This is a genomic window from Kangiella profundi (assembly GCF_002838765.1).
In the GTDB taxonomy this organism is placed as follows: domain Bacteria; phylum Pseudomonadota; class Gammaproteobacteria; order Enterobacterales; family Kangiellaceae; genus Kangiella; species Kangiella profundi.
The window spans coordinates 2593608-2608647 of the sequence record NZ_CP025120.1; the positions used below are offsets into that span (position 1 = coordinate 2593608).

The following is a 15040-nucleotide window of genomic DNA, read 5'->3' on the forward strand; positions in this document are numbered from 1 at the left end:
GATGGATAATAAACAGCTTAAGCTACAGCCAATAAGTGCCGAGTATGTGGTGGAAGTTCCATTTTTTGACCTCGACCCAATGCACATCGTTTGGCATGGCAACTATGTTAAATATTTCGAGGAAGCCCGTTGCCAGCTGCTCCGCGCTATTGATTATGATTATCCCCAGATGAAAGCCTCCGGGTATTACTGGCCTATCATCGATATTCGCCTTAAATACATTCATCCAGCTAAATATGGCCAACGGCTCCGCTGTATCGCAACTCTTAAAGAGTGCGAGAACAGGCTGGCCATTGATTATCAAATTGAAGACCACGAAACAGGCAAGCGCCTGTCAAAAGGTTACTCAATCCAGGTAGCGGTTACGGTAGATGACTTTGAAATGCAGCTGGTATCACCTGAAATTCTTGCCCAGAAAATAAAAGATTATTATGCCTCTAACTAAATTTCTATTGACCAGTATCTTTTGGGGTTTATCTATTACCTTAAGCATCCCTATAAGCGCTCAACCAGCAGACCAATGTACTCTTGAGTCAATTGCAGCCAAGCTCAATGAACAGGCCAAGCTGAGTCAATTTGTTCAGACCAAAAAAGTTACCATTCTAAAAAAGCCGCTGATATCTAAAGGCTATCTATTGATCACTGATAATAATCAAGTTGTCTGGCAGACTCAGGAGCCGATAAAGAGCACTCTGCTTATAGGTCAGCAATCTCTCAAACAATTCAATAAAAATGACCAGTCGGTCATGTCGCCTGCCAACAACAATCAAAAAATGAGTCAGCTTATCAGTACGACTTTTATGGCCATTCTTGCTGGTAATTTTGAGAAGTTAGATAACCACTTTTCTGTAGCTCTGGACTGTACAGAATCACGTTGGAGCATTGAGCTTGAAGCCAGTTCCAATGAAATGAAACCTATCATTACCAATATTAATATCAGCGGTCAGAATCATATCGAACTGCTTTCTTTTACCGAGGCTAGTGGCGATTCTACGCGGCTGGTTCTTTCACCATCAGCCGATCCGAATCTGATCAGTCAGCTCCGCTCATATGCCATCGACTAAAGTTAAAGCCCTCATCTGGGCATTAGCGATCCTTCTTTCAGCTGGTCTGTTTTATAAACAGCTCAATGACGGCTTTCGCGTAGAAACCAATATCCTGAAGTTGCTGCCAGAGACTGAAGTTGACCCTTTTGCAGAGAAAGCCTTTGCACAGTTTTCCGATAATAATTTCAAGCAGATCATCATTGGACTTAAAAGCAGTTCGAATAAAGATCTCGAACCGATGGCCGCTTCTCTGGTTGAGAAGCTGCAACAAACACAACTGATAGAGCGATTTAATACACAAATCTCAGAGGATGAACAGGAAGCCATTGCTGAACTTATCTTCAACCATCGTTTTCATTTATTAAAGACCACAGATAGAGATCTGATGCTGTCAGAGGGTGCTGAGCCCTTTGTTGAGCACAGCCTACAAATGATCTACTCGCCGTTATCGGGTCAATTATTACCGCTGATTGCACAGGATCCATTGTTATTATCCTACCGTTATTTACAGCAGGCTTTTACCAATAGCTCTTCTTCAGATAGCAGCACACAGGTAGTTGGCGATTTTTTAAAAGTTATCGATTCGGGTCAGCAAATTCTGATTCTTTCAGCACGTCTCAAAGAGTCGCCCTTTGATACCAAGACACAGGAACAGATTACCGGCTTACTTGATAACTTCTCTGAACAAAATCCCGAGGTTGAGCTATTAACTACCGGTGCACTTTTTTATGCCCAATATGCTGCTGCCTCTGCCAAATCAGAAATATCGACGATTGGCTTAGGCTCCTTACTTGGAGTTATTGCTCTGCTGATTATTGCGTTTAGAAGCATTGCTCCGCTTTTCATGACAATGACGTCATTAGCCACAGGCGTATTTATCGGCTTTACGGCTGTCCACCTAATATTTGGCTCCATTCATGTTCTGACTCTGGTTTTTGGTGCCAGTCTTGTGGGCGTCGCGGTCGATTATGCCTTTCACTATTTTTCCAGCGCCGTTCACCACCGCCGTCCCTTACCGTATATATTCATAGCTATTCTGATGGGCCTTGTTTCAAGCGTTATTGGTTATGTCGCGCTGTTTATGGCTCCATTCCCCGGCCTCCAGCAAATGGCTATTTTCTGTATTGCTGGCTTGATAGGTGCCTTCTTGACGGTGACCTTACTGTTTGATGTCTTCCATTACAAGGTATCAACACCAGGACCATTTATAACGCTTTTAAAACATCACCAGTCTTTCAGTCGAAAACTCGCTCATCCCACGCTTCTTATCATGTTACTGGGATTACCAGTCTTTGCAGGTTATCTAATACTCAATACCGATCGGTCTAATGACAATATCAGGCAGTTGCAGGCAGCACCTCAGCAACTTGTTGATCAGGAAGCCGAGCTAACCCGTATTATCTCAGCACCGGCAACTAATCAGTTTTTTCTAGTGCGAGCTGATTCAAACGAACAGCTGTTACAAACCTTAAGCAAATACAATGATGAGCTCGATGAATTAGTAACAAGAAATGTAATTGATCAGTACAGCCACTTGGCTCAATGGGTTCCCAGCCGTACTCAACAGCTAAGCGATTATCAGTTGATTGGACAGCAATTTACTGAGTCTAAACTTACATCGCTATTTGATACTGGTCTGCTAGATGCATCCAGCTATCAGAGATTGCTGGATAATTACAGGGCATCAGAAAGTGACTACCTTTCTTTATCAGACTGGCTGGCCTCGCCCATTGGGCAAAGGCTATCCTATTTGTGGTTAGGAAAAATTGAAGGGGACTCCGCAGCCATTATCAGTATTTCGAACATTAAAGATTTAGCGGCTCTGGAACAATTAGCTCAATCCCACAATGGCCTTTATTTTATTAATAAGGTGGATAAAGTTTCTGAACTGTTTTCCAGTTACCGACAACTTGCCACACTAATGCTAATCCTGGCCTGTCTGCTAATATTTGCTTTGTTGTTGGTTAAGTACAAAATAAAAATTGCTTACCACGTTATTTTTGCGCCAATAATTGCTGCTTCGGTAGCCATTATCGTAACTACTCTAGTTGCCGGCAGTTTTAATTTATTTAGCACACTAGCGTTATTTCTAGTGGTGGGAATCGGTATTGACTATGGCTTGTTCTATGCGGAAGCTCAGGCACGTTCTATATATATTCATCTTGCAGTTACCTTGTCGGCAACCACAACCTTCCTTTCGTTCGGTCTGCTTTCACTTAGTGAGACTCCAGCAATCCATGCCTTTGGTCTCACCATGTTAACCGGTATATTGACCGTATTTCTTCTTTCCCCCATTGTGGGCAATCGTCTCTATCGCATTAAAGGACTAGATAATGGATAAATCGCAGTCTCATTATGATGTTGTCATTATTGGCGCCGGACCAGCCGGTGCTCTGGCAGCCTCATTGTTGACGCAGGGCCAGCGCAAAGTTCTGGTCGTAGAAAAGCAACACTTTCCTCGGTTTTCAATCGGCGAAAGTCTGTTGCCGCAATCCATGGTTTACCTGCAACAGGCCAATCTCCTTGATGCTATTAAGCAGGCCGCTCCAAAACTGGGATTTCAATTTAAAAATGGTGCGGCTTTTTTCGCCGATCAACATTATTGCTATTTTGATTTTGAACAGAAATTTAGCGAAGGCCCCTGCGATACATTTCAGGTTAAGCGCGCACAGTTCGATCATCTACTTGTACAGCTGGTGCAGGATCAGGGCGCTGAATTCCGCTTTGGCCACTCCGTAACCGAGGCCATGTTTAACGATAAATGCCAGTTAACTGTTGAAAATGAGCAAGGAGAAGTTGAACAGATTTCAGCAGAGTTCGTTCTGGACGCAAGTGGTTTCGCCAAAGTTCTGCCTCGACTGTTAAACTTAACCCAGCCAAGTGATTTTCCTGTTAGAAGTTCAATCTTTTGTCACATAAAAGACGGTATCAGTTGTCAGCAATATGATCGCAATAAAATTCTGATAGAAACTCACCCTCTCCATAGGGACGTCTGGTACTGGCTGATTCCATTCTCGGATGGCACTGCCTCTTTGGGCTGTGTTGCCAAACCCGATTTTTTCGAAGCTCTTGGCCATAACCACGGCAATCATGAACAGGCGCTGGAAGCCTGCATTGAGCAGACAGTTCGTTTTAAGGAGCTACTTGAAGGCGCCGAAAAAGCTTCTCCTGTTCAGCACATTACTGGCTACTCCTCAAATGTTAAGCAACTGTATGGTGAGCGATTTGCTTTGCTTGGTAATGCCGGCGAGTTTCTCGATCCCATTTTTTCTTCAGGTGTAACTATAGCCTTCAAATCAGCCAAGTTGGCGGCTGATGCCCTGCTTAAGCAATTCAGTGGTCAAACCGTTTGCTGGGAGTCTGAATTTGCATTGCCCTTACAGCAAGGGGTAGATACTTTTAAGGCTTTTGTACAATCCTGGTATGACGGGCAGTTACAGGACATCATTCATTATGAGTCTGCTCCTGAAAACATCAGGGAAATGGTGTGTTCCATTCTGGCCGGCTATGCCTGGGATACGACAAACCCATTCGTTCAACAGACTGAGCGTCGACTTAATACCTTGGGACAACTATGCGCAGCTTCCTAATCCTTTTTCTAAGTATCCTGTTCTGGGGCTGTAGCTCCACCTATGTTAGCGATCGGCAAACCGTATCAATTGCTCAAGACGTCGACTTTCAATTAATCACGGAGCACCCTTTTACTAACGACTTTCATCTGTTACAAAGTGCTCAGGTTAATTATAACAATGAGTTACATGATCTTCTGTTTCAAACCGAAGTCAGTGAGAAGCAACTGGTTATGGTCGGATTAAGCGCCACTGGCACCCGTCTTTTCTCCATCCAAATGTCTGCAGGCCAGATTACCGCTTCTGGACTGCCTGCTGATGATGGATTAAAACCGGAGCATTTGCTGGCCGATATGCAGCTAAGTCTGTGGCCTGCTTCATCTATTAACCATGCTCTTTCTGGTGCAGAATTGGTGCAACCTGATGCCACACAAAGGCTGATTATGCGTGATCAAAAGGAAATTATTAGGATTAAATATTCTCACCCGGAGTTCTACAAAGGCCAAATTCATTTTCAGCATTTAGAGCGTGGCTATAGTTTACTAATTGAACCCTTATCCATTGAAGAGACGCTACATGAGCCAGAATAAGCAGATGGTTTATCTTAATCACATGGCATGTATCAATGCTCTGGGCGCTGATCATCAGTCAGTCTTTTCTAAATTGATCCAAGCAGATACATCAGGCATGCAGTCTTATCGTTCACCGGCCACTGACCGCATTTTCCTGGTAGGGCAGGTAGCGCTTGAGTTACCAAGAATGCCGGAACCTTATTTGAAGCATAATACCCGCAATAATCAACTGGTTCTTCATTGCCTGCAACAACTTTCCACTCAGCTGAAAGCAATACTTGGTAAATATCCTCGCCATCGCATTGGCGTAATTATTGGAACCAGCACTTCAGGCATCGCAGAAGGGGAGCAAGCCCTGCACAGTTACTCTCAGTCTGGCCATTTTCCGGTTGAATTTGATTATTCTCAAATAGAAATGGCTTCGCCAGCGGCTTTTATAAAAGACTATCTTCAATTACAAGGGCCTGCATATTGTGTATCCACTGCCTGTTCATCCAGTGGTAAGGTTTTTGCTTCGGCACGCAGCCTAATCGAAAACGATCTTTGCGATGCAGTGATTGTCGGAGGTTCAGATTCTTTATGTGATATGACCCTTAATGGTTTTGACTCGTTGGAAGCCATATCTTCCGAGTTATGCCTGCCCTTTAGTGCTAATAGAAAGGGAATCAACATCGGAGAAGGTGCAGCGCTTTTCATCATGTCTCGCCAGAAGTCGCAGGTTGCCTTGTTAGGCGTCGGCGAGTCCTCTGATGCTCACCACATTTCAGCCCCCCATCCCGAAGGTGCTGGTGCAGTATCTTCGATGCAAATGGCACTATCAGATGCCGGGATTAGCTCTAATGATGTTGACTATCTCAATCTTCATGGTACAGGCACAGAACTTAACGATTTAATGGAAGGAAAAGCCGTACATCAGGTACTTCCCTCAACCACGATAGTCAGTTCAACCAAGCCTCTTACAGGTCATACACTGGGCGCAGCTGGTGCCACAGAGCTTGCCTTCTGCTGGTTGGCCCTGAATCAGCAGGGACCAAAGTACTCATTACCTAAACATGCATATGATGGTCACTATGATCAGGAAATTCCGCCTTTGACACTGGCAAGCTCTGAAACACATTGCAGTGACTTGTCCATTGCTATGAGTAACTCTTTCGCCTTTGGCGGCAACAACGTCAGTGTTATAATCGGCCGCTCATGAGGATCTAATATGCAATCGATAGAAGCACAAAAACCCATTATCTTATCTAAACCTGTGTCTGAGTTTGTTCCTCATTCTGCACCTATGGTTTTAATTGATAGGGTAGTCGATTTCGATCAGTCCTCACTGGTTGCTGAGTTTTCGGTTTCACCTGACAGTCGTTTTTATCAAACGGATATTGCAGGCATAGAAAGCTGGGTAGGTGTCGAGTATATGGCTCAGGCCATAGCAGCTTTGGCCGGCATTAGAGCATTTCTGGTCAATCAGCCGGTCAATCTTGGCTTTTTATTAGGTACCCGAAAACTCGAGCTTTTCCAGAAACAGTTTAATAACAACCAAACTTACACTGTTCAAATCAAAGAGTTGTATATGGATGATTCCGGCTTAGGTTCCTTTGATTGTTCTATCATGCATAATGATCACTATGTTTGCTCAGCCAAACTCAATGTTTTTGAAACCAGCGACCAGAATAAACTGCTAAATTAAGAGATATTTTCCTATGAGTCGAAGAGTATTAGTCACAGGTTCAAGCCGAGGAATTGGCAAAAGTATCGCCCTGCAACTAGCTAAAAGTGGGTTTGCGGTAACTGTGCATTGCCGTTCTGGTATACAGCAGGCAAACCAAACCATTGAAGAGATTCAACAGGCAGGTGGTAAAGCACAGTTACTTCAATTTGATATTGCTGATCGTCAGCAAACCCAGCAAGCTTTGGAATCAGATATTGAACAAAATGGTGCCTATTATGGTGTGGTCTGTAATGCAGGGATCACTCGTGACAATGCCTTTCCGGCTCTTTCTGACTCTGACTGGGACGATGTTATACATACCAACTTAGATGGCTTCTACAATGTAGTAAAACCGCTTGTGATGCCAATGGTTCGTGAAAAACAGGGCGGTAGAATTGTTGTTATGTCATCGGTTTCTGGGGTGCTTGGTAACCGTGGCCAAGTCAACTACAGTGCCTCCAAGGCTGGACTAATTGGTGCTACTAAAGCTCTTGCCGTGGAGCTGGCAAGACGAAAAATTACCGTTAACTGTGTTGCGCCCGGGCTTATCGAAACCGATATGGTTGATGATGAACTGGCAAGCGAAGCCATGAAAATGATCCCGGCCCGACGCATGGGCAAACCAGAAGAAATTGCCGGACTGGTGTCCTACCTCTTTTCTGATACCGCAGGCTACCTTACCCGACAGGTCATATCCGTAAATGGGGGTATGGCCTGATGTCACGTGTTGTAATCACCGGCATGTCCGGTATCACTGCTTTTGGTGAGCAGTGGAGTTCCATACATAGTAAGCTGGCCCAAGGAAAAAATGCGGTTAAAGTCATGCCACAATGGGAGACCTGTGAAGGTCTACGCACCAGCCTGGCAGCACCTGTCGATTACACCTTTCCTAAGTTGCCACGCAAGCGAATCCGCAGCATGGGCCGCGTTTCTTTGTTGGCCACCTGCGCGACTCAACAGGCTCTTGCTCAGGCTGGCCTGCTTGATAGCGACTCTTTGACAAATGGCGATACCGGAATTGCTTACGGTTCTTCTTCTGGCAGTACTCGCACCATCCCGGTGTTTGGTGATTTGATCAAAGGTGGCCCCATGACAGGCTTCACCTCCACGTCCTACGTTGAAATGATGAGCCACACCGCACCCGTCAATATGGGTGTGTTTTTTGGTTGCAAAGGTCGCATCATTCCAACCAGCAGCGCCTGCACCTCAGGCAGCCAGGGCATTGGCTATGCCTACGAAGCAATTAAATTTGGTCGTCAAAAAATTATGATTGCTGGCGGTGCGGAAGAGTTGTGCATTACTCAAGGCGCCGTATTTGATTCCTTATTCGCAACCTCTATTGATAACCAACATCCCGAGCTAACACCTCGACCCTTTGATAAAAATAGAGATGGTCTTGTGATTGGAGAGGGAGCTGGCACCTTGATTCTTGAGGATTACGACCACGCTGTGGCGCGCGGTGCTAAGATTCTTGCGGAAATAGTCGGTTTTGGCTGTAATTCCGATGGCGCTCATGTCACCCAACCTCAGCAAGAAACCATGTCTCAGGCGATGCAACTTGCTTTACAGGACGCAGGTTTAACTGCCGATGCCATTGGTTATGTCAGTGCGCATGGCACAGCAACCGACAGAGGAGATGTAGCAGAGTCTCACGCGACACGCGCCGTTTTCAATCGCTCAGTTCCTATCAGTTCATTGAAAAGCTATTTTGGCCACACCCTTGGAGCTTGCGGTGCCATTGAAGCCTGGTTATCCATCGAGATGATGCGCAATAACTGGTACGCACCAACGGTTAATCTCTCTGAAATTGACCCTGAATGCGCCGAGCTTGATTACATAACTGAGCTGGACAGGAGCATGGATAACGAATTTATTATGAGCAATAACTTTGCCTTTGGTGGGATCAATACCTCGCTGATATTCAAAAGAGTGTAAAAGGATCCAGTATAGAAAAGGGTCTAGTCAAGTAGACCCATTTCTCGTTTGATATTCAGAATATCCGAATGAATCGAATCTTTTTCAACATTTCGATCGAGCAAATCCTGATACACGGACATCACCATAGGCTCGGAACCACCCACATAAATATCCATATCGGTTAAATCATTATGGTCCAGCATGAAGGCATGATGGACAAATCCTTTGCGGCCCTGCCATTGTTCATCCAGGCCGGAGAGTACTGGAATAAAGTTGAAGTGATCAAATTCATCAGCCCAGGCTTGAGGCTCTTCTAATAGATAGAGATCCGCAGAAGTTTGCGCGCCCCAATACAAAGTCAGTTCACGCTTATCACCATTTTTCAAAGCTGTCTTAATAATGGAATGAAACGGGGCAAAGCCGGTTCCGCCGGCAATGAATATCGCAGGTCTTTCTGAGTCCGTTAGGACGCACTCGCCATAAGGCATTTGCACTCTGACCCTATTGCGATGCTTCAGCTGACTAACAATTTTATCGGCAGCATCATGACCAGGCAGGCGTCGAATGTGTAGCTCCAGAACATCCTGCAAGGGTGAACTGGCTATTGAGAAAGGACACAAGGAACCATCGTCCAGCTCGAGCATTAAGTACTGGCCGGCAGTGTAGGAGGGAAGAGAGCCCTCGGTTGGCGTCAATTGTACCCAGTAGACATCGCGGCCAATTCGGCGCACCAGTGTAACTTCACAATCAACAAAAATGGCTTCTAAATTTTCGCTATTCTGTTCTGACATATTCTTTCCAGTTATGGGTTTTCGTTGTCGTCAATATCCAGACCCAATTCATCCCAAAGGGCATCTACTCTATCTTTAACTGCCTGGTCCATGACAATCGGTTTACCCCACTCACGGTCGGTTTCGCCGGGCATCTTGTTAGTAGCATCAATCCCCATTTTTGAGCCTAATCCTGATACTGGCGAGGCGAAATCCAGATAGTCAATCGGCGTGTTATCGATCATGGTGCAATCACGCGTGGGATCAACCCGCGTGGTAATCGCCCAGATCACATCTTTCCAGTCACGAGTATTCACATCATCATCCACCACAATCACAAACTTGGTGTACATGAATTGTCTCAGGAATGACCAGACGCCCATCATGATTCGTTTAGCGTGACCTGGGTATTGCTTCTTCATCGACACTATGGCCAGACGGTAGGAGCAGCCCTCGGGCGGCAAATAGAAATCGATAATTTCTGGAAACTGTTTCTGTAGAATCGGCACGAAGACTTCGTTTAAAGCTTCGCCTAGAATGGCGGGTTCATCCGGTGGCCGGCCTGTATAAGTCGAATGGTAGATAGGATCTTCGCGCATGGTAATCCGCTCAACCGTAAACACCGGGAAGCTATCTACTTCATTGTAATAACCGGTGTGGTCGCCATAAGGTCCTTCATCAGCCATTTCTTCAGGATCAATATAACCTTCCAGCACAAACTCCGCACTGGCCGGAACCTGCAAATCATTACCCAACGATTTGACCACTTCGGTTTTTTCGCCTCGCAATAGGCCAGCAAAACCGTATTCGCTTAAAGTATCCGGAACCGGCGTCACAGCGCCGAGAATTGTAGCGGGGTCGGCACCAAAGGCTACCGAAACAGGGAAGGACTGACCAGGATTCTGCTGGCACCACTCACGAAAATCCAGGGCTCCGCCACGATGCGCCAACCAACGCATGATCAACTTATTCTTGGCAATCACCTGCTGACGATAAATGCCTAGATTCTGACGCTTCTTGTGTGGACCTTTAGTAATGGTCAAACCCCAGGTCATCAAAGGTGCGGCATCTTCCGGCCAGCAAGTCTGAACTGGAATTTTACTCAGATCTACATCATCACCCTCCAGCACCACCTTCTGGCACGGTGCTTTCTTAACCACCTTAGGTGCCATATTGAAGACCTGCTTAAACACCGGCAGCTGCTGCCAGGCATCCTTAAAACCTTCAGGCGGCTTTGGCTCCTTTAAAAAAGCCAACAACTCGCCCAACTCACGCAAGCCTGTTAAGTCTTCCTTACCCATTGCAAGAGCTACACGTCGCGTTGTTCCAAACAAGTTACCCAGCACCGGAATCGAATGACCTTTGACATTCTCAAACAGAATCGCCGGACCACCTGCCCGCAAGGTACGGTCACAGATTTCAGTCATCTCAAGATAAGGATCAACTTCCATAGAAACACGCTTAAGCTCGCCCATTGACTCCAGCTTAGCGATAAAATCACGCAGATCTTTGTATTGCATAGATTTTCACAGGTGTTTTAGATGCGGATATATTAACGAAAAAACGGCAGAAATGATATGTAACCCTTCTGCCGTTAGGCTCTGTCTTGGACATGAATTAAGTTAATCTATTAATTCTTTTAAAACAGCTTCGGAATAATTGGATTGATTTTCAAGAGTGTATGGATTTATCTTCATCTCTACGGGCTCTATATTTCTAAGCTTTCCGTCACTGGTTACTGACTTTGAATACGGCATTGTAATTACCGCCAATAATAACTCGCCATCTTGAGCCTCAATTTTAGTCATTTCACCGACCGCTTTACTCTTTATCTCTCCACTTTGATCGCGATATAGATATAATTTGATTCGAGCATAAGTTGCATCTTGTGCTGGTGGTATCCCATAAACTTTCGCCTTTGCATAATCTTTCATGCGCCATACAAAATCATCGCATGAGGATACACACATCCAATCAGTGATAATGGAAATTTTGTCTGCTTTAAAATGATCCTTTCTGGGTTCAATCCACTTTAAGGAACAGTCTTCGGCTCCTTGACAAAAATCTGCTCGAACAGGGAAGTATTCACCTTTGTGACTTTTAACTTTCTGATACCAGGTCTCACCCTTAGGGTTCATGTAGAACAATTCATTTCTTATATCTGGATTGGTAATTTCTACAGTATTTTTGTATGCCACAGGTAGATCTTTAAAAGGCTTAGGCATAAAAGCCGCCAGCCAGGGGCTATTTTCCATACCACCTATGTTATGCGTCATATCAAAAATCAGGTGCTCAGGTTTTAACTGATGTAATGATTTTAATAATCCAGCAATATCCGAGCAGTATGAACTTGTTACCCCTTCTGAATCACAATAGATACTTGGCTCTTGATGATCAGGATAAATGAAATGCCTTAATCGAATTACAGCTTCCTTTCCATTTGAATAAAGGCAAGCATTAACACCTTCAAAAACAGTATCAAAACCTGCGTATCCCTCATGTTTGTTACAATAATCCTCGGCCATAAAGTCTGGATCTGGAGCAGGTTTTCCATTGTAGTCCAAGGGGTGTTCTATCCGTTCACCTTTTTGATTAATCAGTGTTAAATCTGTTGCCGGTTTACCATTAACTTTGATTCCTCCAGAATTAAAAAACTCCGTATAACTTGCTACACATCCAGCAGTATTATTATGGCGACACTGATAATTATTAAAGTATTCAAACGACTTGCTAATAGGCTCCCCGTTAACAGCAAAAATTTGGTAGCCATTACTTTTAAGAAAGAATTTTAAATCTGGATACTCAAACTGCACCTCATCATTAAGCCAGCCCACACTTTGGCTTGGTGATTCAACAGCCAGGAATTCCGCACGCGTATGTAAATTGACCAGGCCCTGTGCGAATGAATCATAAGCAATCGCTAACTCTTGCCAATTTTTAGCACTTTGAAAATGAGGCTGATAGTAGGCTACAAACTGATTCCATTTAACACTTTTTGAATAATTACGTGTTTCAATGATTTCCGCATCGAGCCTTTCAATTTCTGATATTAGGAGTGAATAAAATTCATTTTTTTGTTTTTCTGTTAGAAAGTCAGACTGATCCTTTCCTTTTTCATTTGCAGACCCAATTTGTGCAACAAGAAGCAATAATGCCGCTATAAATACCTTCACCTTCCAATCCTCTAGTAATTATTAGCTCTTTTATTTGCACACATTACCGCGTATACGCTTATAGATCTATTTTCAAGTGTAAGGATGTATTAAATGTAGAGGGGAGATTAGAGTAGGCTAGTTAATTAATTGCTACTCGAAATATAGTGTCAGAAAAGAGGTGTTTTGGGAGTTCTACAAGCTAGACTCGCACCAGAGGGCATTCCTAAAGTCACTCACAGCAGGCGCGCGTATAATGATAACCCATACTTTACTTCCCCCGCTAAAAATTAAGACTTTTGATGAAAGAACGAGGCGCGATCTATTTTAATATATACGCCGCTTCTAAAATTAAGATTTTTCTTTCTAGGCGAGGCGTAGCAAGATTTTTAATGACGATTTCACAAGTAGTGAATGAGGATATTAAAAAGTCTTGCTACAACAAAGCATAGGAAGAAAAAGACAATTTTAGCGCTTCATGGCGTCAAAAAACTCATCGTTAGTCTTCGTCATCGCCATCTTATCGATCAAAAACTCAATCGCATCGATCTCATCCATTGGGTGTAGGATCTTGCGTAGAATCCACATTTTCTGTAGCTCTTCCGAACCGGTTAATAGGTCTTCTTTACGAGAGCCTGAGCGGTTGAAGTCGATGGCTGGGAATACACGCTTCTCGGCGATTTTACGCGACAGGTGCAATTCCATGTTACCGGTACCTTTAAATTCTTCGTAGATTACTTCGTCCATTTTGGAGCCCGTGTCTACTAGTGCAGTAGCGATAATGGTTAAGCTGCCACCTTCTTCGATATTACGCGCTGCACCAAAGAATCTTTTGGGACGTTGCAAGGCATTGGCATCAACACCACCGGTTAAGACTTTACCTGATGATGGAACCACGGTGTTATAAGCACGGGCCAGACGTGTAATCGAGTCCAGGAGAATAACCACGTCTTTCTTGTGCTCAACCAGACGTTTGGCTTTTTCGATAACCATTTCGGCTACCTGAACGTGACGTGCTGCTGGCTCATCAAAGGTTGAAGCAACCACTTCACCTTTTACCGAGCGCTGCATTTCGGTCACTTCCTCTGGTCGCTCATCGATCAGAAGAACGATCAACATACACTCTGGATGATTGCTGGTAATCGACTGCGCGATATTCTGCAACATCATGGTTTTACCGGCTTTTGGCGGTGACACGATAAGTGCGCGCTGACCTTTACCGATAGGAGCTGCCAGATCGATAACTCGAGCCGTAATGTCTTCGGTCGAACCATTACCACGCTCCATACGCATACGTTCGTCTGGGTGGAGTGGGGTAAGGTTTTCAAAGAGAAGTTTGTTGCGAGAGTTTTCGGGGCTGTCGTAGTTAATTTCTGCGACTTTCAGGAGGGCAAAATAGCGTTCACCGTCTTTCGGTGGGCGAATTTTGCCGAAAATGGTATCGCCCGTTCGCAAGTTAAAGCGTCTTATTTGGCTTGGGGAAACATAGATATCATCAGGACCAGCCAGGTATGAGCCTTCTGCTGAGCGTAGGAAACCAAAACCGTCGGGAAGGATTTCGAGAACTCCACCACCAAAAATATCTTCGCCGCTTTTCGCGTGATTCTTTAATAGACCGAAGATAATGTCTTGTTTGCGCATACGCGCCATATGGTCGAGACCAACGGCTTTCGCCATTTCAGACAGCTCTTGAGCTGACTTTTGCTTTAATTCAGTTAGATTCATAGTGTCGAATTGTTGATTGAAACATAGAAACGTCTTGAAACGAGTTCCTGTGAAATAAAATTATTTGGAAAAGATACGGAGTTTGCCCCAGGGGCTTAGAGACGCTTTTTTATTAGCTTGCTCAATGTAGCATTAGTTCTGCGGGGTGTCTAGTGTTTTGACCACCGCTTAAAAATCACAAAAAAGAGGCCGCAGCCTCTTTTAAGTATCAATCTGGCATTAAACGTTGCTGTCGATAAATGCCATTAACTGAGATTTTGATAAAGCACCGACTTTAGTTGCTTCGATGTTACCGCCCTTGAATAGCATCAGGGTAGGGATACCACGGATACCATATTTTGGAGGCGTTTCGTTGTTTTCATCGATATTAAGCTTGGCAACTTTAACTTTGCCTTCATACATCTCGGCTACTTCGTCGAGGATTGGCGCGATCATTTTGCATGGACCACACCATTCTGCCCAGTAATCGACCAATACTGGCTGATCAGAATTCAAAACTTCTGCTTCAAAGGTTGCATCAGTCAGATATACAATTTTGTCACTCATCAAATTTCTCCTGCTATTTACTTGCGCTTGGCTCTGTA

General features: G+C 44.5%; 14 protein-coding genes. 9 read left to right on the forward strand and 5 right to left on the reverse strand.

The features are described 5' to 3' along the window. The first annotated feature begins 1 nt into the window (after position 1). From CW740_RS12125 to CW740_RS12165, 9 genes are read left to right on the forward strand one after another with little or no spacing between them, the layout of a single operon-like run. On the forward strand, positions 2–445 hold the full coding sequence (locus CW740_RS12125) for an acyl-CoA thioesterase (RefSeq protein ID WP_106647810.1): 444 nt from the start codon (positions 2–4) through the stop codon (positions 443–445). After that, positions 432–1064 carry an outer membrane lipoprotein carrier protein LolA gene (locus CW740_RS12130; RefSeq protein WP_106647812.1) on the forward strand — a complete coding sequence of 211 codons (633 nt, stop codon included), beginning with the start codon at positions 432–434 and terminating at the stop codon, positions 1062–1064. The genes CW740_RS12125 and CW740_RS12130 overlap by 14 nt, the downstream gene beginning before the upstream one ends. Continuing rightward, on the forward strand, positions 1051–3387 hold the full coding sequence (locus tag CW740_RS12135) for an MMPL family transporter (RefSeq protein ID WP_106647814.1): 2337 nt from the start codon (positions 1051–1053) through the stop codon (positions 3385–3387). Before CW740_RS12130 ends, CW740_RS12135 begins: the two co-directional genes overlap by 14 nt. Then, positions 3380–4636, forward strand: a complete 1257-nt coding sequence (locus CW740_RS12140; RefSeq protein WP_106647817.1) for an NAD(P)/FAD-dependent oxidoreductase — start codon at positions 3380–3382, stop codon at positions 4634–4636. The genes CW740_RS12135 and CW740_RS12140 overlap by 8 nt, the downstream gene beginning before the upstream one ends. After that, the gene (locus CW740_RS12145) at positions 4621–5205 is read left to right on the forward strand and encodes a DUF3261 domain-containing protein (RefSeq protein WP_106647819.1); all 585 of its coding nucleotides are present in this window, start codon (positions 4621–4623) and stop codon (positions 5203–5205) included. Before CW740_RS12140 ends, CW740_RS12145 begins: the two co-directional genes overlap by 16 nt. Further along, on the forward strand, positions 5192–6385 hold the full coding sequence (locus tag CW740_RS12150; protein ID WP_106647821.1) for a beta-ketoacyl-[acyl-carrier-protein] synthase family protein: 1194 nt from the start codon (positions 5192–5194) through the stop codon (positions 6383–6385). The genes CW740_RS12145 and CW740_RS12150 overlap by 14 nt, the downstream gene beginning before the upstream one ends. Before the next feature lie 9 nt (positions 6386–6394). Beyond that, positions 6395–6871 (forward strand): ApeP family dehydratase, encoded by a 477-nt coding sequence (locus CW740_RS12155; RefSeq protein ID WP_106647823.1) that lies wholly within the window; start codon positions 6395–6397, stop codon positions 6869–6871. Positions 6872–6884: 13 nt separating this feature from the next. After that, entirely contained in the window at positions 6885–7610 is a 726-nt protein-coding gene (locus CW740_RS12160; RefSeq protein WP_106647826.1) for a 3-ketoacyl-ACP reductase FabG2, read from the forward strand. Further along, positions 7610–8827 carry a beta-ketoacyl-ACP synthase gene (locus tag CW740_RS12165; protein WP_106647829.1) on the forward strand — a complete coding sequence of 406 codons (1218 nt, stop codon included), beginning with the start codon at positions 7610–7612 and terminating at the stop codon, positions 8825–8827. The genes CW740_RS12160 and CW740_RS12165 overlap by 1 nt, the downstream gene beginning before the upstream one ends. 23 nt (positions 8828–8850) lie before the next feature. Here CW740_RS12165 and CW740_RS12170 read toward each other — a convergent pair whose 3' ends face one another. The 5 genes from CW740_RS12170 to trxA form a co-directional block, all read right to left on the reverse strand. Beyond that, a complete protein-coding gene (locus CW740_RS12170; RefSeq protein WP_106647831.1) occupies positions 8851–9600 on the reverse strand; it encodes an NAD(P)H-flavin reductase in 750 nt (249 codons plus the stop codon). Positions 9601–9611: 11 nt separating this feature from the next. Continuing rightward, on the reverse strand, positions 9612–11099 hold the full coding sequence (gene ubiD / locus CW740_RS12175) for a 4-hydroxy-3-polyprenylbenzoate decarboxylase (RefSeq protein ID WP_106647834.1): 1488 nt from the start codon (positions 11097–11099) through the stop codon (positions 9612–9614). A gap of 102 nt (positions 11100–11201) precedes the next feature. After that, positions 11202–12752 carry a S41 family peptidase gene (locus CW740_RS12180; protein ID WP_106647837.1) on the reverse strand — a complete coding sequence of 517 codons (1551 nt, stop codon included), beginning with the start codon at positions 12750–12752 and terminating at the stop codon, positions 11202–11204. Positions 12753–13199: 447 nt separating this feature from the next. Continuing rightward, positions 13200–14456, reverse strand: coding sequence for a transcription termination factor Rho (gene rho / locus CW740_RS12185; protein WP_106647840.1), 1257 nt, complete (start codon positions 14454–14456; stop codon positions 13200–13202). 219 nt (positions 14457–14675) lie between these two features. Further along, positions 14676–15002: a thioredoxin TrxA gene (trxA, locus tag CW740_RS12190; RefSeq protein WP_106647843.1), complete on the reverse strand. Its 327-nt coding sequence runs from the start codon at positions 15000–15002 to the stop codon at positions 14676–14678. Between the last annotated feature and the right edge of the window lie 38 nt (positions 15003–15040).